Source organism: Maridesulfovibrio pacificus (SeqCode) (assembly GCF_048612815.1).
Lineage (GTDB): Bacteria > Desulfobacterota > Desulfovibrionia > Desulfovibrionales > Desulfovibrionaceae > Maridesulfovibrio > Maridesulfovibrio pacificus.
This window is the reverse complement of record NZ_JBLZNE010000002.1, coordinates 369470-389679: the sequence shown is the minus strand read 5'-3', so window position 1 is coordinate 389679 and position 20210 is coordinate 369470. Positions and strand designations below refer to the sequence as shown.

Annotated in this window: 10 protein-coding genes and 2 tRNA genes; 6 read left to right on the top strand and 6 right to left on the bottom strand. The window is 49.8% G+C overall.

The genetic code is table 11. The features are described 5' to 3' along the window. The 5 genes from ACNI23_RS19140 to ACNI23_RS19120 are packed head-to-tail and all read left to right on the top strand — an operon-like array spanning position 1 to position 7258. Positions 1-489 (top strand): hypothetical protein, encoded by a 489-nt coding sequence (locus ACNI23_RS19140; protein WP_319778294.1) that lies wholly within the window; start codon positions 1-3, stop codon positions 487-489. Further along, complete coding sequence (locus tag ACNI23_RS19135) at positions 482-2542, top strand: hypothetical protein (RefSeq protein WP_420249172.1); 2061 nt, start codon at positions 482-484, stop codon at positions 2540-2542. The genes ACNI23_RS19140 and ACNI23_RS19135 overlap by 8 nt, the downstream gene beginning before the upstream one ends. Further along, positions 2536-4326 (top strand): hypothetical protein, encoded by a 1791-nt coding sequence (locus ACNI23_RS19130; protein ID WP_420249170.1) that lies wholly within the window; start codon positions 2536-2538, stop codon positions 4324-4326. Before ACNI23_RS19135 ends, ACNI23_RS19130 begins: the two co-directional genes overlap by 7 nt. Beyond that, positions 4316-6958, top strand: coding sequence for a hypothetical protein (locus ACNI23_RS19125; protein ID WP_420249169.1), 2643 nt, complete (start codon positions 4316-4318; stop codon positions 6956-6958). The genes ACNI23_RS19130 and ACNI23_RS19125 overlap by 11 nt, the downstream gene beginning before the upstream one ends. Positions 6959-6961: 3 nt before the next feature. Then, the gene (locus ACNI23_RS19120) at positions 6962-7258 is read left to right on the top strand and encodes a helix-turn-helix domain-containing protein (RefSeq protein ID WP_320174948.1); all 297 of its coding nucleotides are present in this window, start codon (positions 6962-6964) and stop codon (positions 7256-7258) included. A 287-nt stretch (positions 7259-7545) separates the two neighbouring features. On the opposite strand, the gene ACNI23_RS19115 is transcribed toward ACNI23_RS19120, so the two are convergent. Next, positions 7546-12945 (bottom strand): alpha-2-macroglobulin family protein, encoded by a 5400-nt coding sequence (locus ACNI23_RS19115; RefSeq protein ID WP_420250858.1) that lies wholly within the window; start codon positions 12943-12945, stop codon positions 7546-7548. A 230-nt stretch (positions 12946-13175) separates the two neighbouring features. On the opposite strand from ACNI23_RS19115, the gene ACNI23_RS19110 reads away from it, so the two are divergent. Beyond that, positions 13176-13583: a Gfo/Idh/MocA family oxidoreductase gene (locus ACNI23_RS19110; protein WP_420250857.1), complete on the top strand. Its 408-nt coding sequence runs from the start codon at positions 13176-13178 to the stop codon at positions 13581-13583. A gap of 2 nt (positions 13584-13585) precedes the next feature. Here the strand turns inward: ACNI23_RS19110 and ACNI23_RS19105 are convergent, their stop codons facing one another. The 5 genes from ACNI23_RS19105 to ACNI23_RS19085 all read right to left on the bottom strand — a co-directional run bounded on the left by ACNI23_RS19105 (position 13586) and on the right by ACNI23_RS19085 (position 19393). After that, positions 13586-16003: a cache domain-containing protein gene (locus ACNI23_RS19105; RefSeq protein WP_420250856.1), complete on the bottom strand. Its 2418-nt coding sequence runs from the start codon at positions 16001-16003 to the stop codon at positions 13586-13588. A 199-nt stretch (positions 16004-16202) separates the two neighbouring features. After that, positions 16203-16279, bottom strand: a tRNA-Arg gene (locus ACNI23_RS19100). 196 nt (positions 16280-16475) lie between these two features. Continuing rightward, positions 16476-16552, bottom strand: a tRNA-Arg gene (locus ACNI23_RS19095). Positions 16553-16679: 127 nt separating this feature from the next. Next, positions 16680-18857 carry an MFS transporter gene (locus ACNI23_RS19090; RefSeq protein ID WP_420250855.1) on the bottom strand — a complete coding sequence of 726 codons (2178 nt, stop codon included), beginning with the start codon at positions 18855-18857 and terminating at the stop codon, positions 16680-16682. Continuing rightward, positions 18821-19393 carry a TetR/AcrR family transcriptional regulator gene (locus tag ACNI23_RS19085; protein ID WP_420250854.1) on the bottom strand — a complete coding sequence of 191 codons (573 nt, stop codon included), beginning with the start codon at positions 19391-19393 and terminating at the stop codon, positions 18821-18823. The genes ACNI23_RS19090 and ACNI23_RS19085 overlap by 37 nt, the downstream gene beginning before the upstream one ends. Positions 19394-20210 lie beyond the last annotated feature (817 nt).

Below are 20210 nucleotides of genomic sequence, written 5' to 3'. Positions count from 1 at the left end.
ATGGCAGCAATTATCGGAGTTGTAGGTGCAGCTGTATCTGCCGTGGGTCAAATTTCCGCACAACAATCCAAAAATTCCGGCTTGGAATACAACGCGCAGCTTCAGGAGCAAAATGCAATCCTCACTCAGGATGCTGCCCTGCGCAATATTGACGCTGAAGAGCGGGAACATAAGAAAGAATTGGAATTGCTGGACGAAAAACAGAAACGGGAACGGTCGCAGTATATAGCGGAGAACGCCGCTTCAGGTTTTGAAATGGTCGGCACTCCGCTTTCCATTCTGGCTTCAACTGATTGGATGGATGAACGGGACAAGAATTCCCTGATCATCAGCCATAACCAGCGCAAGAAAAACATCATCTACGAAGCCGACAACAAAATGGCCGGTTATTATAATTCCGCCGCAGCCTCCAGAATGCAGAAAAGCAATGCCGGATTCCTCGGCGCTGGTGGCTCGCTGCTGTCCATGGGGAGCCAGATGTATGGATAGAACTCTTATCGGATATAACCTTGGCCGGGTTCAACCGGGTAATGCCGGTTACGGTGTTAACCCCAATGCGTTGGCTGCAGATGGTGAAGCTCTGGCACGGCTGGGCAATACTATCTTCAATATCGGTGAAGATCGCAAAGCAGATCAGGCCCGAACCCAGTTGCGGGATTATTTCACAGGCATGGAAGCTGAAGAAATGGAGTTCCAGAATTCCTGGCAGGAACGCACCGACTCCAGCCGCTTCAAAGTTGGCGATGAATCTAAGGCTTATTACCAGCGGAAACGTAAAGACATAGAAAAGCAATTTGGCTGGAACTCTGACGCTAAAGAAGTTGCTCTGAGCAAGCTGGCCAACATGGAAGCGCGTGGCAATGGTCTGGCCATGAACTTTGTTTCCAAGAGAAGAAACGAAGAAAAGGCCCTTTCATTCCAGAACTCCGGGGCTGCGCTGCTCAACTTTGCGGCCGCTAATCATGAAGATCCTACTCTGGTTTTCGACAAGCTGGGCCAGTTTAATGAAGATATTCAGGCTTCCTATCCTGAAGAAAAAGCGATCCAGCTCATGCGTACTACTCAGGATCAGACTTTGATTTCCATGCTCTCGGCTCAATCCTCGAAGGACCCACGCAAAGCCAGGCAGACTTTGGAATCTCTAGTAGATGAGGAAGGTAATTCCCTGCTTTCCGCTGCTCAACAGCTGAAGATTGCGGATAAGATTGAATCTGATATCCGCATGGTTGAGAGGCAGGAACGGGCCGAGCTGCTTGTCCAGGAAAGAGAGGCAGCCAAGGCTCTGGAAGAACGGGCCATACTCCTTCAGGAGAAACTGGCTGATGCGAATGCTTATGCTGTAGCAACCGGCTCAGAACCGGAGGGCTATGCCGATCTTCTGGCAACCTACGTGAACCTTGGCGGTAAGTATGCCCGACAGGGCCAGAAGCTCGTTGCAGAGATGGAGAGTCGCAGGGAAATGGCATTCTTCCTTAAGGAAGGACAGGTGGACGAATCCGGTAATCTGGTGCCTATCAGCCAGCAGTGGGCGCGGGTTGAAAGCCTGCGTCCTGATGAAATTGAAGGCGCATCTGAACAGCTTCAGAAGTACAACATTGCCCGTGATGCCCTGACCAAGCGGTTAAAGACATTTGAAAAAGACCCCGCCGGGAACGTTTGGGATCGCGCTGGACGGAACGTTGAAGCTGCGACAACCGGCTTGGACATTACCGAAGAAGAGCGGCTGCGTATGACTATTGAAAAGTCCTTGCAGATGCAAGAGCAACTTACAGGCCGCCCAGGCGTAGTTCTGCCGGAACAGGTCAAGCGTAACCTGAAGTCTGAATTCAGCAGCGCGGACACTGAAGGTAAGCTTGATTTCCTGCGTCAGCTTCAGGGGAGCTGGGGCAACTATTCCGGCAGAGTCATCAACGAAATGGAACTGCCCGAAGGTGTTGACCTTATTCAGGAGCTGTTACCCACAGCCATGGATGAGGACCTGCGCACACTGGTTGCAGCTTCTACAACTCGCACAGCTGATATTCCCGGCAGTCTAAAGGGTAAAGATCTCACAAATGCAGTCAGTTCATCTGATTTTCTGGGGTTGATGCAACGGGTTGGAACGCTGATTCCAGCCAATGAAGCCATGCAGCGCAGGGTTTCCGGTCTGGAAGATGTAACCAAGAACGGGGCTAAACTGACCGGATCATCAACCGGCGCAACCATTCTGGATAAGTACTACCAAACACTGAACGAAGATCAAATAGCCGTGTACTTTCCCAAGAATATGGTCAGTGATGCTGTGGAAGATCAGCTTCAGGATCGGCTGAACAACCTTGACCAGGAGCTGGCTTTCAAATCTGCCACTCTCGGCAAGGCAGGAGCTGCGGAATACATTGAGCACATAGAGAATAACGGGGTCTGGATTACCATGGATGGCCGTTTTGTTCTGCTTGATCCGGCCAGTCAGAAGTTGGTTACAGATGCTGAAGGAAATGCTTTAAGCATTGAGTTCTCACAGGTTAAGCCCTCATCCCTGCTGGAGGATATTGACTTATGGTAGAAATTCCTCTTTCCACTCCGCAGGATGAACGCAACCGGGTAATGGAAAACCGCCCGGAGCTGGGCCGTTATCTCGGTGCTTCCATGACTGAAGCATTTGAAGACACCACCCTTGCTGTGGCCATGGACGAAACCCGCATAGCCAACGCCGAACGTGACGCATACGGGGCCAGCTCCAGTTCCTTCTGGGGTCCAAACCCTTATGATCCGGTAACCCAGCACAGTGAATGGATGCAGCACCGCAGTACCCAGAAGCAGCTCCCGTATATGTCGGAAGCAGACTGGCAGAAATCCGAGCATTACCGGGAAGGCATCAAATGGGAAGAAACTATGACTCCGGTCCGGGCCGGAATCTATGCCGAGGAATACGACAAGCGCAAGGAGCGTACTTCCATCATGGAACGAGGGGGCGGCGGTGCGCGGTCCGTCCTCGGCTTCGGTGCCGGGATTGTTGGTTCATTGCCTGACCCGGTGAACTTTATTCCCTTTGGCGGAGCTGTGCGCGGAGGCTCTACCATGGCCCGTGTGGGTGCGGCAGTGTTTGAAGGCGCGGCCAGTACCGCGCTGGCCGATGCCGTGGTCATGCCCAACCGGGCCAAGATGGGCAAGGACGTAGGGCTGGCCGACTATATGTCTGATGTGTTCTTCGGTGCTGCCGTTGGTGGGCTGTTCGGCTTCGGCGGTGCCAAGCTGCACGACATGCGAGTGGCCAAGCTGCGCCGTCAGTCCGATGCGCTGACCCGGCAGAAGGTTGCCGAGGCTGCTGATAAAGCCATTGATGACCTAATTAATGACCGCCCTGTGGATGTCTCAAACATCCTGAAGGAAGTGGAAGAGCTGGGCCGCGGCTATGACCGTGTACTCGCAGATCCCGTTGGTGATCCGGGTGAGGTGCTGGCCACTTTAGAGCCTGAAGACTTGGAAAAAATTCTGGTTGAGCGTGGGCCGTCAATGTTCAACGAGGACGGCAACCTTGTGGTTAAGCACAAGAAATTTGCCCGTGAATATAAGTCCCGTGGCTGGGGCCTGGTCAAAATCATCTGGAGGCATGGGGAGGAAAGCGGGAAGCAAGCCGACCTGAAGGTTAGAAAGGAAGACATACTTAGTCTTCCGCATGTGGTGCGCGAGTATGACCCGGCAGTGCAGCACAAAAACAATATAACTTGGACTGTTGCCCGTGAAGACGGGGCGCATGTCGTTTATGTAGCCAAGAAACGGAAAGGCAATCCTGATCAGACTTTAGTTTCTACCTTCGTAGACAAGACAGGTTCCTATTCCCTTTCAAAAAGAAAAACTTCCCGCGTCTCCCAGTCGATGGCTACCGAAGGCAGTCTTTCACCTGCTGGGGATACACCTGCCAAGACTTCGCATTCATCTAAGCAGGGGCGAGAAGTTTCTGAAGGTCAGAGTCTCCCGAAGGGGGATGACCTTAACGGGGATACAAATGCCGGGATACCTGATCGTCCGACACAGCCTGACCTTAATAAAGAAATAACTACCGACACACATAAAGTCAATCTGAAAACAGAAACCATTGAACCCATCAAGCCGCTGGAAGTCCCGGACTACAAAGCTGATGCCTTTGAAACCATGGGTATTGATGCCAAGAGCGGCAAGTCCCAGGAAGAAATTGAACTGGATAGACTTATAGCTGAAGGCAGGGTCAGTGAAGAAGATCTGCTTGAACTGGACTCTGCCAAGGATCTCGAAGCCAAAGTGGCCGACATGGAAGAAGCCGGACTTGGCGTAGTTGAATGTGTATTGGGGGTGCCGGATGCCGAGTAAAGCGGATTGTGTACAGGCTGTAATTGATGGCGGGCTGGAACGGACAGATGCCGTGGCCGTGGTTGAAAAGATGCTCAAGAAAAAAAGGGAGCTGAAAGCGGAAGGTGGGCTGAATAGGGCCACTGACGAGCTGGTTGACCTGCTTGCCAAGGAGTCTGAGGAAGCAGCCATTGCGGCAGCGCTTAACCGTAAGCAGGTTGCTCTGACCATCCTGAAGCGCAAGAACGTGGATAGTTTTATCTCTCAGGTTGAAAGCGAAGGCTTTCATTTCCTTGATGCCATGGAAGCCATGATGGTCGGCAGCTCCAAGAAATTCAGTGGTGCAAGGAATAGCGTAAGCCGCAAGATGCGCGGCATTCAACGCCGTTGGCAAGGTGGAATTCTTTCCGAGCTGGAAGCATTGGACGGACCGGTGCAGAAGCTTCTGCTGAAGGATAAGGACTTCCAGAACGATGTGGCCAAGGCCATGATGGAACCGGAGAACTTCAAGGGTAAGCTGGCCGGACAGGTGGCGGAAGTGCTGGGCAAGTATTGCGAGGATGCACGGCTGCGCATGAACCGCGCCGGGGCCAACATCGGCAAGCTTGAAGGCTGGATTCCGCAGTCACATGACCAATCCAAGCTGCTCTCCAAGACACTTGGGGGCCGTAGCGGCTGGGTTGATTTCGTCATGGAACACCTGGACGCAGAAAGATCCTTCCCTGATATGGAAGAAGACGATGTCCGCACAGCCCTTGAATCTGTATTCGATACCATCTCCAGCGGCAAAGACCTTAAGACCAACGCGAAAGCCAAGGGTGAACACGTTGGGCCTGCAAACTTGGCCCGCTCCATGACCAAACACCGTGTGCTGCACTTCAAAAGTGCTGACGATTTCCTGCAATACCATGAGATTTATGGGCGCGGGAATGTTCTGGATAACGTTCTGGGGCATCTCGACATATCTTCCCGTAAGCTGGCTTTGATGGATACATTCGGCCCTAATCCGGAAGTAATGCTGGAATCACTCATTGAGGCTGAAAAGCTGCGGGTGCGCAATGATGTTGATGCCGCGCGGGGCTACCTTACTTTCGAGAAGCTGCGCAACATGCGCCAGGAGATGACCGAGCCGCAGATCAAGGCGCACGCCGAGCAGCGTTTGAACAATGCTTGGAGCCAGGGACGGGTTGTTTCCGGCAAGCTGGCCCACTGGTACGCCGAACTGAACGGGGAAACCTTCGGAGCTGTGCGGCCCACGGCTGCGAAGATCGCATCTGTTACCCGTGCGGTGATGAGCATGGGCAAGCTGGGCGGGGCTACTCTTTCCGCTGTGGCTGACGTTTTCGTCAAGGCCATCAATGCCCGGCACCACGGCAACAGCCTGCTGAATTCATGGAAAACCGCTTTTGATATGCGCTTTGAGGGACTGAGTTCTGAAGAGCAGCGCAGGATCTACCGCTCACTGGGAACCATGATTGACGGCACACTCGGTGATCTGGCCGCAAGGTTTGAGGCTCAGGACTCGCACCTCGGCAGCACCAGCTCACATCTGAACCGCTTCTTTAAATGGTCAGGCCTGACCGCATGGACCGAGGCCAACAAGTCCGGTTACGTGCATATGCTTTCCACAGAGTTGGGCCACGTTAGCGGCCTGATTTGGGAAGATCTGCCCGAAGCCACCCGGCGCATACTGGATTGGCAGGGCATCAGCATGGAAAAGTGGGAAGTGCTGCGCTACGCCGCATCCAAGGAAGCAGACGGCAACACCCATCTTCTGCCAGAAAAGGTCTGGGATCTGGACGATGCGGACATTGATCTGCTTATTGAACATAGACTTGAGAACTTCCGTGGTGATGACGAGCAGCGCGAAGCGTTTCAGCAACGTCTGCGCACCGACATGCGCCGGGAGCTGGAAACAGACCTGATGGGCTACTACGCTGATGAAACCATGTACGCCATTATTGAACCTGATGAGAAGACACGCGCTGCCATGGTGCGCGGCACGCGACCCGGTTCAGGTTGGGGTGAGGCTGCGCGGTTCGTTACCCAGTTCAAGAGTTTTCCCATTGCCTACATTCAGCGTACCATGTCCGGTAAACGCTGGAAGCGTGCCGATGTAGACGGGCTGGACCTCATGGGGATCAGTCACTACGTGGCCACTTCATTTATAATGGGCTATCTGGCCATGACCGCCAAGGACCTTTCCAAGGGACGCACTCCCCGTGAGCTGGTGGATAAGGACGGCAAGATCAACATGGGAACCGCAAGCGCGGCCCTGCTTCAGTCCGGCGGGGCCGGAATCTACGGTGATTTCCTGCTGGGCAAGGTCAACCGCTTTGGCGGCGGGTTTCTCGGCACTATCGCAGGTCCCGCAGTATCCACGGCGAGCAGTATCGGCGTATCCATTAACCAGCTCTACACAGGCGAACCGACCAAAGGCCGGGACGGCCTGATCCGGGAAGCCCTGAACAACACCCCGTATCTTAACCTTTGGTACACAAGGGCGGCCTTTGACTACATGGTCGGCTACCATATCCGGGAAATGATCTCCCCCGGCACCATCAAGCGCACCCAGCGCAGACTCAAGAAGGAATATGGGCAGGAAATGTTGCTGCCTGTTGAGAATATCAAGCGGGGTGGGGGTTGGAGGTAGGCCGTGAGAGTAGGTTTTGAAAATGCTTTGCTGGATGCTCTTAATTCCGTCAAACATGGGCGCAAAACCCCTGAAGAATCTGTTTACCAGCTCTATGAGGCTTATCCGAATCTGGCCGATATACCGCACGAAACAAGACAGGCCAGACGGGATAGGAAGATGGCCATGGTTGTGAAGTTTAAAAAACAGGGACTTGAAAACGCTACAATCGCTAAGAGATTGGGAATTACTACAAGCTATGTGCGTAGGCTGTATAAACGGGCCATGGAACTGGAAGCGCGAGGTGACTATATATTATGAAGGGAATGGGAAAATCAGAAAACGCTGTATCAGCATTTAAAAAATAAAATTCGACCTAAACCTTGGGATGAAATCAAGGAGCCTTAAACGGCAAATTTGATCTTTGAAAATGAAATATGTGATAAAAGACCAGCGGCCCGAATAAATCGGACCGCTGGATATTTTCTTCTAGAAATGAAAAGGTGTTTCATATAGTGAAACTGGAAACTAAGGTAATTTATGTCGCTCGCGAGGGCGAATTATCGCGCGCGGCTACATTTTCCCCTCCCCGGCCGCCGGAGGCATCGTTATTTAATTATCATCTTACCTAATGCGGTAGCTGCTGACTTTTCAGGATCATACATACCTTCAACCTGCACCGGGGGCACTTTAAATTCCCCACGGGTCACGGCGCGCAGCAGAGTCACGTTCTCGACTTTGCCTTTGGCGGGTATGTTGGAAAAGACCAGCACCCTGTCATCGCGGATATCCACATGGTCAGGCTGCACATTGCCCTTGGCGACCCACGGCAGATCCTCGCGGGTGGCAAGCTTGGTGTTCTCCGGCTCAAGACCGGACGGCAACAGGCAGCTGATGACTGCATTGGATACGGGCTTGGCTGTGGAAGTAACCACGGTCCGCATAGCTACAAGCTGGCCTTGCTTGATATCACCCAAGTCGAGCGGTTCACCATCACGGGTCAGGAATTCACGTTTGATATCCAGACCGTTGGAATATGGTTTCCAGCTTTCAATGGTCGGAACAGCGCGGCTGTTGATAGCCCAGACGAAGGAACCTTCTTCGGGGGCTGCATCAAGCATGATGGAAAGCGGTTCATCGCCTTTGACTGTGACCTGCGCGGTGCCGTTGGTTTCAAAAGCAGTGAGTTCTTTGTCGCCACTCATGATTTTACCGGACGGATGCGGCACGGACTTGGTCTGACCGTAGAAAGTGCCTAAAGCGAGGAATCCGAGGCTGTTATCCTGAGTCACGTTGCGACCGTTGTCAGCCATGAGATTGTAAAGCTTGTTGGCAAGCTGCGGGATTGCATCATCCTTGCGGTCAGCTTCCATACGCACCAAAAGTTCAAGGGCGAGGTCGCGTACTTCGGAACTGAAGAACTGGTCCTTGTCCTTGCCTTTTACCGGAGCAGGCTTGGCAGAGATCAGTTCCCGGTAGGCAGCCATGTCGCCGGAAGCTGCAAAAGCACCCGCCAGCAAGGTCAGGGACAGCTTATCCATGTCTGCCGCTTTGTTTTCACGCAGATAGTTCATGGGACCGTGCATTACCTTGCCGGAACGGGCCAGCACATACTGGGCGTAGCAGGGCAGACGGTATGAATAGCCGTCACGAATGGTGTCGGCGTAGTTGTTGGCAACAAAACGCTTGGCCCTGTTAAGGAGCATGCTATCCACTTGATAGCCGGAAATGGCGGCCCGTTGCAGGAAGTGCAGCACGTAAACCGAAACCCAAGGCTCAGAACGGTGCGCGCCGGGCCACATTGCAAAACCGCCGTCGGAAGTCTGCATCATGGACAGCCTGCTCAAAGCGGACTGAACCATGTATTGCGGGGATTCCTTTTCAAAGGACTGCGGTGAAAGTTCGCGGGCAAGTTCCGGGAATTTTAGCAGCGGGAAAGCCTGCGACACAGTCTGCTCTGCACATCCGTAGGGATAGTGGAGCAGGTAGTCGAGCTTTCCGGCAAGGCGCAGCATGGGCTGGTTGCCGAGTATGAGTGTTCGTTCGGCTGTGCCGACACGCATACCTTCAAGCTTTGCCGGAAGGTCGGTTGATTTGTCTTTGATGAAACCGGACTCGGATGAACGCTGCACAGGCAGGGCCGCGCGTATGTTCAGATCGATGGAAGCTCCGGCTTTTTCTTCGTTACCCTCAGCGGAGAACTTGAAGCTTGCCGGACCGAGGTCCGCTCCGGTCTGGGTTTTGAAGAAAGCGGTCTTCTGCCTGCCTTGTGGTACGGTGAATCCTTCCAGTCCCATTTCATTCTTCATGGCACCGCTGGTTTTCACTGCAATATTGAAAGTGCCGTCTTTCGGGGTGTCGTTGCGTACGCTGACCGGGATGTCGAATATTTCATCCGGGGCCAGAAAACGGGGCAGGGTCGGGGTGACCATGAGTGGTGAACGCACGGTCATGATTTTCGAGGTGGAACCGAATTTCCTGCCGTCACTGACTACAGCCATGATGCGCAGGGCTCCGCTGAACTCTGGAATCTTGGCATTGAATTCAGCTTTACCATTCTTATCCGCAGTGATGATGCCGGACCAGAAGGTTACAGGCTTAACTCTGCGGATGGCGGAACTGCCTGCAAATTGCTTCATCATGGCCAGATCCATGCCACCGCCTGCAAGAGCCTTATTAATAGGGCCTGCATCGGGCATGAGCAGTCCGAAGGTGTCGGACCAACGTACGCCGAGAGCTCGTTTGGCATAGAAGTAGTCAAAAGGACTTGGAGTTTTCTGACCTGATAAGCGCAAGATGCCTTCATCCACAGCTGCGATGGTCAGTTTTGCTCCGGGCTTGGTCTGGACCTGCAAGGTCACTGTCCGTTCGGGACGGGTTGTCTTGGGGCAGGTAATCTCAATACCGAGCCTGTTGCTTTCCCGGTCCACAAATAAGGGCACCGCGCCTACTGCCCGCGCACTGGAACCCGCTTCAAGCTTGTTCACTGAGCGGATCAGGGTTGCGGTTACATATGCATTGGTGCTGATACCTTTCTGGACCGGAACCTTGGTGGTAGCGGTGTTGCCTTCCACATCAAGTTCTTTGCTCCAGCGGATGGAGTTGTCTTCGATGGCAACCAGCATACGTCCTGCAAAGGGAGTGCGGATCTGGTATTCAGCCATTTCTCCGGGTTTGTAGTCACCTTTGCGGGTGGGAATGATTTCAAGGCGTGCCGGATTCTCCAAGGCCCAAGGGGAATAGCCCCAGCCGCCGCAGAAGAAATCAGCCTGTGCTGAAACCCCTGATTCGGGATCGCTGAGAATTACCCGATAGCTGCCGAATTCCGGCGGGCTGACCTTGAATGAACCTAGCGCCTCTTTTGCGGAAATCTCGCGGGTTTCCAGCAATTGCGGATCACGCTCGGTAACGTACTTATATGAACCGGACGGAGTGGCACGGACAATGGTCTGCCAGCGGTCGCGGTAGAGCTTCATAATCAATTTTCCGGCCACGGTCTTTTCGCCGCTCGGTGTCAGGGTTACGTAATCAAGTTTTACGGATTCTCCCTGTTCATAGCCCTGTTTGTTCAGCTTTTTCAGGCCGGGATAGAACTTGGAAATAAGCACCGAATCGATTTTCGAAGCTGTGACTCCACGGCCTCCGGTTTCGCTTACCCTTGCAGTCATTCTTGCCTGAATGGCGGAGTCTGACTTGAGGCTTGCCGGGATGTCTGTGCTGAATGAGAATTTACCGGATTCATCCAGTTTTGCGTCAGTTTTTAGAATTTCACGGGGCTTGAAAGAACTTTTGTCGGTGTTGAAGCGGTAGTTCTCATAGCCTTCGGGAGTGAAGTCAGCTGGCTCAAGCATTACCCTTGCAGATACCGGAAGGTCTTCTGCCGGGGGGCCGAATAAGTATCGTCCTTCCACTTCAAAATTAAGCTTCTGCCCAACCGAAGCGGGCAGGGAAGTAAGGATTTCCGCGCTGATGCGGTCCGGCATGAAATCTTCTACTGAATAGCGGAAGTTACCGATACGTTCCTTACCCGCCAGCAGCTTGATGTTGAACTGTCCGGTGGGTGAGTAGTCCGGGATGGCTCGTTTGAATTCAACCATGCCTTGGCTGTCAGTATGTACAGTGCGGCGGAAAAGTTCACGTCCGCGCTGGTCGGAATATACTAGCACCACGGGCATTTTCTTGGGCGGCTTAAGAGTGCGGTCGCGGACCACGGCTACACCTTTCACAGTTTCGCCGGGACGATAGAGATTGCGTTCCCCGTAGGTATAGGCGGTCAGTCCTTTTGGAGAGAGCCGCTGTCCGGCAATATCCAGCCCGGAGCGGTCAGTGGCGAAGCGGTCCATGAGCATGAAGGTCATGTCGTTCTTGCGGGTGACCACAGCCATATAAGGACGGCCGAGGTTCTTACGCATGTCTTTGTTCTTAAGTACCAGTATGCCCCGGGAGTTGGTGGTCCCGGAATCTATGATCTGATTGCGGTTGCTGATTAACTGTACTTTAGCGTCAACAACGGGCTTGAGGTCTGAGAGTGAAGAAATCCAGAACAGGGTTTCGTCGTCTCCCTGTTTGGCGACCACACCGAGATCGGTGATCATGACCCAGCGTTGAACGCCCATTCCCTTACCCTGAACCATAGCTCCGATGCGGTAAAGACCTTTGCCTCCCTCGGCAATGAAGCTTTTCACAGACAGAGGAGTGGTTGTCTTCACGTTCTTTTTTCCGGAAGTCTTAACTTTTCCAGAGAAAATGCGATTACCCAATGCTGCGGAGATTCCGCCGCCATAGGTGTTGGGATCAAAGGCCATGTAGCCGTAATGGGTGAATAGAGAAAAGAGATTGTTGGGGAATACGCGGTCAACAGTAATGCTTACATCGCGGGTGTTTACAGTCTCAATGCCTAGAGTCTTGTACCCTGATTCGGAAAGAAACATACCAGCGGATGAGAAATCGGCGCTTGGTTCAATATCCGGGATAACGATGTTTTCAGTTACTGTTTTTTCAAGCAGGGCTCCGTCGGCTGCGGTCAGTCCTTTTTTAAGGGTGACGGAGTATTTTTTACCAGGTTTGAAGGAGCCGGAAAGGATCAGCTTTTTACCGGACGCGGCAGCAGAAACATTGATGGCGGGATTGATGCTCAGCATTTCAAGACCCTGTGCCGGAATGACAGGACTGGAAAAGCCCAGTTCCACTCTTGCACCGCTAAGCGAGCTTGACGCTTTGTACCCGGAATAGCCGAGTACCGGATCGAAAACCACTTCGATTTTCTTTTCATAATCCTTGCCCAGCACCATAGCACCGCGTCCATCGGGCAGGTCCTTGCTTATCTTCAACACATAGGTTTTCGGATCGACCTCTTTTTCAACAGGCGCGCTGACAAAACGTTGATAGTAATCATCGTAATTGGTGGTGATGCTTAATGGAATTTCCTTACCGTCCGGTCCGGTCAGGGAAATATTCTTAAGTGTGTTTTCGGGAGTTACGTAGTTACTGAAGTTAATATGCCCTTCTATTCGTACTTTGCGACCCTGACCTTCAACAGGTTCGGTTTGCAGTCCGATCTCTTTAACTCCGAAGCTTCCGGTCTGCACTGAGAAAGTTTTTTCCCCATCTAGAACCTGACCTTTGAGCAGGAAATTTTCCGGCTTAAGTTCGATGGTGAAACGGGTGTCGCCTTTAAAAGCCGGATCAGCGGTAAAGCGGAGTGCATAGGGGTTAATCCAGCGCCATTCACCTTTTACTTCCGGGGTGATGGTGGCCGGAATTTCTTTCAGGGCATAGGAGGGTTTTTCCGGTCCGATGGGCATATCAAAAGCGAGCAGCAATTGAGAATATCCCTGACTGTCGAGGCTTACGTCAGTTACTTTTACCCCATCTCCGGAATCAATTCTGGCGGATACAGATTCATGTTTTGCTTTGAGCAGCCCCGCTGCCTGAATGATGCAGATCATGAGCAGCAAGGCGATGATGATATTTTTTTTATCTTTGAACGGGGTCGGTCCTCTGTCCATGTTGAAATCCTCGTTTATGTAAAATTTATGAAATAGCGTTTGATAACCGGGCTGATGATGCCATTTTTTTTGTTCGCAGTCATCGTAGGAAAACTGGCGTATTTAATATTAATAACATGTTTTTTATGGATTTGTCCGTTTAGTCATAGATGTTTGCAAGATGGTGGCAACTATGTATAGTTATATGAAAAATTAAATATAAACCGTAAATACAATAATGGGAGTCAGTTTTGGAAAATCATAATATTGCGATTGTCGGTCTGGGGAGAATTGGTACTGCCTTTTTGAAGAAAGCTCTGTCCAGTGATTGCGAAATGACAGTTAAGGCAGTCTGTGAAATGTGTGATACTCCGGGCCGTAAAATGGCTGAAGAGGATAATGTCCCGGTGATGGAGTTGGCTGATATTGTCGGGATGGGTGTGGATATTGATATTATTTTCGACCTTACCGGAGATCAGAATGTTTCCCGCATGTTACGGGAAAAACTGCTCCAGGTTGGTAATACTTATACGGATGTGGCACCTGCAAGAGTAACCAGATTGGTCTGGACCCTTATTGCAGGTGATGAATATCTCCCTGATCTGGGTAAAAGTAAGAGCCAGATTTACGCAGATATTCTGCTTGAGGGAACTAAATAAGTTTAAGTCAATATGGGTAATGAGATGGTGAACCTTGTTCCTTCTCCAGGATTGGAGTCAGCAGTGATTGTTCCTCCATGATTGTGGGTGATGATGTAGTAGGAAACCGAAAGTCCCAGTCCTGTGCCGATTCCCGGTCCTTTCGTGGAGTAGAATGGCTCGAAAATTTTTTCCAGGTCTTCGTGTGGAATTCCGGGGCCGTTATCTTCTATTTCAATTCTCACAAAATTCTCATCTGAGGATGTCCTGATGGTGATGGTCGGTATTTTGTGGGTGTTTTTTTCTTCTATAAGAGCCTGAGCTGCATTTTTTATCAGGTTGAGGATAACCTGACTGATTTCCATCTCCGTGAAATTAAACATAGGCGATGAATTGAAATCGCGGATGATTTTAATCGTTTTAAAATCATATTTTTTCTTGAAATCATAGTCGTTTGCCGCCAACGAAAGAGCGGTTTCAATTACGGGTTCAATTCTACCGGAAGATTTTGAAGAATTACTTTTACGGCTGAATTCCAGCATGGATTTTACTATGGCGGCAGCACGGGTTCCTGCTTCCTGAATACTGCGGAGATACTCGTTGATTCCCCTTTTATCCATGTAGTTGCGCAGGTTATCAAGATCTATGTTGCACTTTTCGGCATCAGGAAGATTGCTTTTCAGGGTTGGGGATGTCCGGCGTATGATATTCTGGGTGACCTGCATGATGATTCCCAGCGGGTTGTTGATTTCATGGGCCATGCCTGCTGCCAGCCCGCCGATGGACATCATTTTTTCATTTTGAACCATAATTTTCTGCATTTTTCTGCGCTCGGTGATGTCGCGCATCACGATGAGTAGTCTTTTCTGACCGCCGATAGTGGCTACCCGAGCGAGGTTGTCGGTCCAGAACGGCTCTCCCGTTTTCTTCTTAACCATCCATTCAAAGTGGACGGATTCTCCGGAGAGGGCTTTGTTGAACAGCTCTGCTGCATACTTGTTATCATATGGAGGGCTGTTAAAACTGATCAATTCGGGGCTCATGCCGATAGATTCTGTTCTCTCCATGCCGAAGAAGTCCAGAAAAGTCTGATTGACATCGGTGAAGACCCGTTTCTGGATATCCATGACAGCAATAGCATCTTTTGTGGCATTAAATATTTCGCGGTATGTTATTTCTGATTTGAGCAGTTCGCTCTTGGCCGATTCTCTGCTGTCGATCATGTTATTGGCCAGAGCGGCCATATTATCAAATTCGGTGAAGTCGATTTTAGAACGGTCAATTTTTACCGTAGAGTTTGTCCCTTTGCGGAAAAAGTTATCAAATGAGCTAAAGTTGTCAGCTAAGACCCTTTTGAATTGTCCTGAAAAGAACATGGTAATCAATGAGAAAAGGCAGATAAGGCTTGTTACAGCAGCTATGTGTAGTAGTAGGCTGTCCCAGAGCTGGGCCTCTTTTTGCTGAAGTTTTTCTTCTAAGCGCTCAATATTAACATTCGCTCCGATAACCCAATCCCAGCCCGGTACAGATGCGCAATAGCTCATTTTTTTATATGTCTTAAAGCCGGAGGATATTGAAGGGCTTTTGTATGTTATATACCCACCTCCGGATTTTGCTTTCTCAATAAATTCCTGAACGATATAGATACCGTCTGAACTTTTAAGTTCGATAATGTTGCGCCCTTGGTTTTCTCCCAGCAGCGAGGTTCCTTCCAAAGTCCCGGCGAAATATTCATTGCCGTTTGCGTTTAATTTATTCAGCCGTCTTAATACAAGCTCTTGAGTGTGTTTAGTGATTGTGTCTTGATAGTTCCCGGTCCCGAGCACCCATTGGTATGGTGCAAAGAGTTTTATATAAGATGTTTTTCCGTATGGAACATCGGGGTTTCCGGGTTTGGGCCATAGGTAATCAATATAACCTTCTCCGCGTTTCTCGGCGAGGCTGATCATTTCCTTAAGGATGAATCTGCTGTCGGAAGTTTTAGAGTTTAGTACGTTTTGTCCTGCGGTTTCCGGAGCATCGGTGTGTAATTCCAATACTCCGTCCATGCTGATAATGAAAAGGTAGGAATCGTCAAATTCATAGATCATAGCCGCCAGAGTTGTTTTGATGATCTGCTTAAGCTCATCTTCGGCCATAACATCTTTGTACCTTTCGTATATATTCATTGCCAGACTGTGCGCTTCCAAAATGGAGTTCTTGACACTGGTAAGACTTGTGCTTCTGGCTGTATTACGACTGAAATTGATGTAGTCCTGAATTCTTAAAACATCTTCCTTCAAGGATTCCTGCACATTTCCCATTATTTCCGCTTCCGCTTCCTCAAGTTCTTCTTGATAGCTGGATACCATATAATATGCAGTGATGCCGCCGAAAACAAGAATCGACGAGAAGCACAGAGTCAGTATGGAGCGTGAGAGTATGGTGACTATACTTTTCATTGCTGTATCGTTTTTTATTAGGTTCAGGCTTGAGCTGTTTTTGCAGTACAGAAATAGAGCCTTAATTTTAAAACGATATCACTGCTCAGGGTGTGGGACAAGGGAGTATTGTAATTCAGTGTCTAAAAATAGACCATTTTATGGCGGGAAAGAAAAAAGGGTTACGATCATTTGATCGTAACCCTTTGAATTCTCTAAGTGGCGCGCCTGAGAGGATTCGAACCTCTGACCTACGGATTCGTAGTCCGGCACTCTATCCAGCTGAGCTACAGGCGCGCGTCGAGAAGAAGTGTTTATGTGTATTCCTCAGAATCGTCAAGCAAAAATTTAATTAAAATTAAAAAAAGTTGCTTTTGATGTTTTAGTTGAAAACAAGATTCAATTAGGTTGAGGAAGCAATAAACAATTTTTCAAAGATCTCGAAATTAAAAAATGGCCACGATTTAGATCGTAACCATTTGATTTTTCTTAGTGGCGCGCCTGAGAGGATTCGAACCTCTGACCTACGGATTCGTAGTCCGGCACTCTATCCAGCTGAGCTACAGGCGCGCGTTGAAGAGGGTTCTATGGAGAAACCCACTTAAGGTCAAGGGTTATTTTAAATAAAATTGTGTTTTTTGTGAACATAATATTGATTTAGATCTCTGTTTTGTTTGTATGCTACCGATATTAAAAGTTATTTTTGTTTTTCGATGACAGGAAAGTTTTTTGTGCTCACGATACTCATGTCAGGCAGAATCCACATGGCTGAGCAGTCCGGGAAATGTTTTTTAATAAATTCAGACCCTTTTTTCGGTCCCATGATGAATACGGTTGTTGCCAAGGCATCGGCAGTTTCTGCATCAGGAGCTACGGTAGTCGTGGCGATACTCTCAGTGGATGATTGCAGGAGCGCAGGGTCGAAAATGTGATGCTTACGCGCTTTATCGTCTTTAGATACCGGAGTGATGAACTGATAATAATCACCCGATCCGCAGACAGCACTGTTTTTCACCTTGATATGCCCTATGATTCCTTTTCCGCGTGGATTGCGGATACCTATGGTCCATACGCGTTCACCGAAGACCATGAAATCTCCCCCCGCTTCGACCATGGCAGTCTTTATGCCGGAAGATTTCAGGTGAGTAGCGGCAGCATCAATGATGGTCCCTTTGGCGAGGCCTCCAAGATCGAGAGCCATGCCTTTTTTTGGCAGGAACACTCTGTTGTCAGCCGGGTCAATCTCCAGCAGCCGGTAATTGATCAGATCTTTATGTCCTGCAAAGCGGCTTTTATCCAAGGCATAGTAAAACGGGGTGGTGGTAATGGCTCCGATAGTGATATCAAAGCTGCCGCCTGATTTGTCACTGATTTCAAGACCACGTTTGATAGTTGCGAACGCCTTGTCCGATACACGCACGGATTTCTTGCCGGACTCATGATTGACCCTGCCAATAGATCCCCGTTTGTTGCGGTGATCGAGGTCTTTTTGCAGGTGGTGCATTATGACTACGGTTTCTTTGGCTGTTTTTCGGGTCTCTGAATTGTCTCCGTCGGGGATGGTCAGGTTAACTACGGTTCCCATGGCTACGTCACTGTATCGGTAAATTTGAGGAGCGTTGTTTTGTTTCAGACTGTGCGGAATTAGCATGAGCAGAGTCAGTGTGCTGAGTATGACAACGGCAAGTCCGGATTTCTTAAATCCTTTTTGTGACATCCCTTCATATAATATGAAGAGGGAACTTATGGCTCCGATTATGGCTGTAAGTTTGAATGGCGTGCCTATTTGACCGCTGGCACTGACCATCAGTCCGCAGAAAAGAGGTCCGGCCATAAAGCCGATATTTGCTGCCATATTGGCGAAACCTAAGGCTCTGCCTTTTGCGCAGCCAAGTTCAGAGCAGACAGCCATTGATGCGGGCATGGAGATGGCAGCTCCTATGCCGGAAAGTATTCCGGTAAACATAAAGCCGGGAATCGTGGAACAGCTTCCGAGAATATAGAGGGCCAGCGCGCTGATGAGCATTCCGGCAGAGGTGATTAATCTACGATCAAATCCGGCCAGCAGCCTGCCAAAAATGGGCAGCAGCAAAACGGTAGTCAGGCTTGGAATGGAAAATAGTAGTGCCGTACTGCCGGGACTGAGCTGCAGCGATGATTTGAGCAGCACCGGATAAAAGGCAATGAGGCTGCCGATCCCCATTCCGCGTCCGAAAAGGGCGACCATGATGCTCAGGAAACGGCGAGGTCCGGCGGATGTTTCCTCCGTCAAATCTTGTCCCGCAGTATGAGTCGGCAGATACTTGGCGCAGAGAGTAAAAATTATGAAAGCCAGTCCCATGAAAGCGGACATGGTCCCCAGCACAGGCAGGTAATCCTTATCTATATATAATAGGCCGCCCAGCAACGGGCCGAGCAAAAATGAAGAATTCATAACTGCCGAGAGCACTGCAAAACGGGAGGAAAGCTTGTCTCCGTCCAAAGAAGCCCCGATGGCGGCCATACTTACCGTACGTACTGTTCCTGCGCAGAGTCCGAGGATGAATTGGATCGCGTAAAGTGTTTCTATGGACGGGTGGAGCAGATAAAGTAACGGAAGCAGGAAGGCCAGTCCGCAGGAGATAAGTAAGGGTTTGGAGCTGCCATGCGTGTCAGCGTAACTCCCGGAAAGGGGGGCAATTAAAAGTTTAGCAAGAAAGTATCCCGCAAAACCGCTGCCCAGCCACATGCCTCCCGCTTTTTCGTCAAGATTCATCAGAGGCAGGGTGAAAGTGAAAACACCGGTCCCCATGGAAGCGGCAAAGACCGCCCCCATCAACAGGGGAATGTTCAACCTGGTTATGGTTTGGCTAAGCTTCGGATTATGAATTGGCATGCTTCTTTGAAAAGATTGTCGATCTGGAAGGGGGTCAGGAATTCGGTGCGTACTGCTCCGACTATATTACCGTAAACCAGATATGATGTATGTGGAAGTGGCACTTCCCGGATTGAACCGTCCTCAATGCCTTTACTGATGTAATCTTCAATGCGGTCAATCAGCTGCTTGAACTTGTCTGCAATGTGGGTGCGGTCAAGGTGCGGGTATTCATCACTGAAAGGAGAGCTGCGCAGAAGGGTCGGGAAGGTTGTCCTGTTGGCTATGGTGAAATCAAAATACGCCTGTACGAAAATTCCTAATGCTTCCAGACCGTTTTTGCCCTCTTTTGCTTTGTCAGTGAGGATGTTCAGCATCTGGTCGATCAGTTCTCGTCCTGATTCAAGAAACAGATTGTCCTTGTTTCCGTAGTAGTGTGATACCAGTCCTGAAGCCACTCCAGCATGATCGGCAACCATTTTCAGGGTGGTTGCAGTGTAGCCGTGTTCACCGAATTGCTCTTGTGCGGCTAACAGGATTCTTTCTTTTTTGCTCATAAGGGCGGCTCCGTTATTAGTCTGTCGCGGTACGGGTTGTCAGCACGAAAACCGTATCTACAGGCGGTTACGAGAATGAATTCATCAATGCAATATGAACATGTCCGTAGGACCGTTCCAAGCGGTTAAAAAGGACCGCTTTTGAAGCCAGATTCTGACTTTCATATTTTTCATTAGTACTCAATAGAAAAATTAACAAGGATGAATATTGTTAGCTTTATTACTTTCAAAATAAAATTTGAGGTTATTTTTGTGGATTTGAGGTAGGTGTTTGTGTGGTTTTTTTTTAGTCTTTCCTGAAATAGTTATTTATTAACAATTGCTTAGTGTGGTGTGATCTTTTTAAGATTCGTAATATTGGTGTGATAGTGCAAAAATTCACGAAGTTGTCAACAAAATTTTCGAAATTGATTGACCAGCCAATTAAGGGGTGTTAGAAAGGTTACAACTAAATGGCGAAACAGTCTACACAGAGTGAAGTAGCCGTCTATTTGACAATGTAAGTTACAGGTTTTGTGATCTGGTTTAATTAAAATCTCACCGAAGGGATGCAGGGGTTCTGAGTTTGCACTTCAAACTCTTCGGGTGCCGGGGGATGTATGCCAGTTGTCAGTCAAAACATATCTGTAAAGAGTGGGGTGGGACCTGTTCTTGCAGATTCAGGGAAGGTTTGTCTCCAGAACCGTTATCGGTTTTTGAGCCAGTCCTTTTTGCTGTTGTTACATTGCCTTTCTTTTCTCCCTTCATTTAAATCTTATGCCGACCCTGTCCTCAACTACTCCGGGGTATATCAAGGTTCGGCTCCCATAATGCCTTT

Excerpts from the sequence above, each read along its gene's own strand:
- ACNI23_RS19140 (WP_319778294.1), top strand. The coding sequence starts at position 1 with ATGGCAGCAATTATCGGAGTTGTAGGTGCAGCTGTATCTGCCGTGGGT.
- ACNI23_RS19135 (WP_420249172.1), top strand. The coding sequence starts at position 482 with ATGGATAGAACTCTTATCGGATATAACCTTGGCCGGGTTCAACCGGGT.
- ACNI23_RS19130 (WP_420249170.1), top strand. The coding sequence starts at position 2,536 with ATGGTAGAAATTCCTCTTTCCACTCCGCAGGATGAACGCAACCGGGTA.
- ACNI23_RS19125 (WP_420249169.1), top strand. The coding sequence starts at position 4,316 with ATGCCGAGTAAAGCGGATTGTGTACAGGCTGTAATTGATGGCGGGCTG.
- ACNI23_RS19115 (WP_420250858.1), bottom strand. The coding sequence starts at position 12,945 with ATGGACAGAGGACCGACCCCGTTCAAAGATAAAAAAAATATCATCATC.
- ACNI23_RS19105 (WP_420250856.1), bottom strand. The coding sequence starts at position 16,003 with ATGAAAAGTATAGTCACCATACTCTCACGCTCCATACTGACTCTGTGC.
- ACNI23_RS19090 (WP_420250855.1), bottom strand. The coding sequence starts at position 18,857 with ATGCCAATTCATAATCCGAAGCTTAGCCAAACCATAACCAGGTTGAAC.
- ACNI23_RS19085 (WP_420250854.1), bottom strand. The coding sequence starts at position 19,393 with ATGAGCAAAAAAGAAAGAATCCTGTTAGCCGCACAAGAGCAATTCGGT.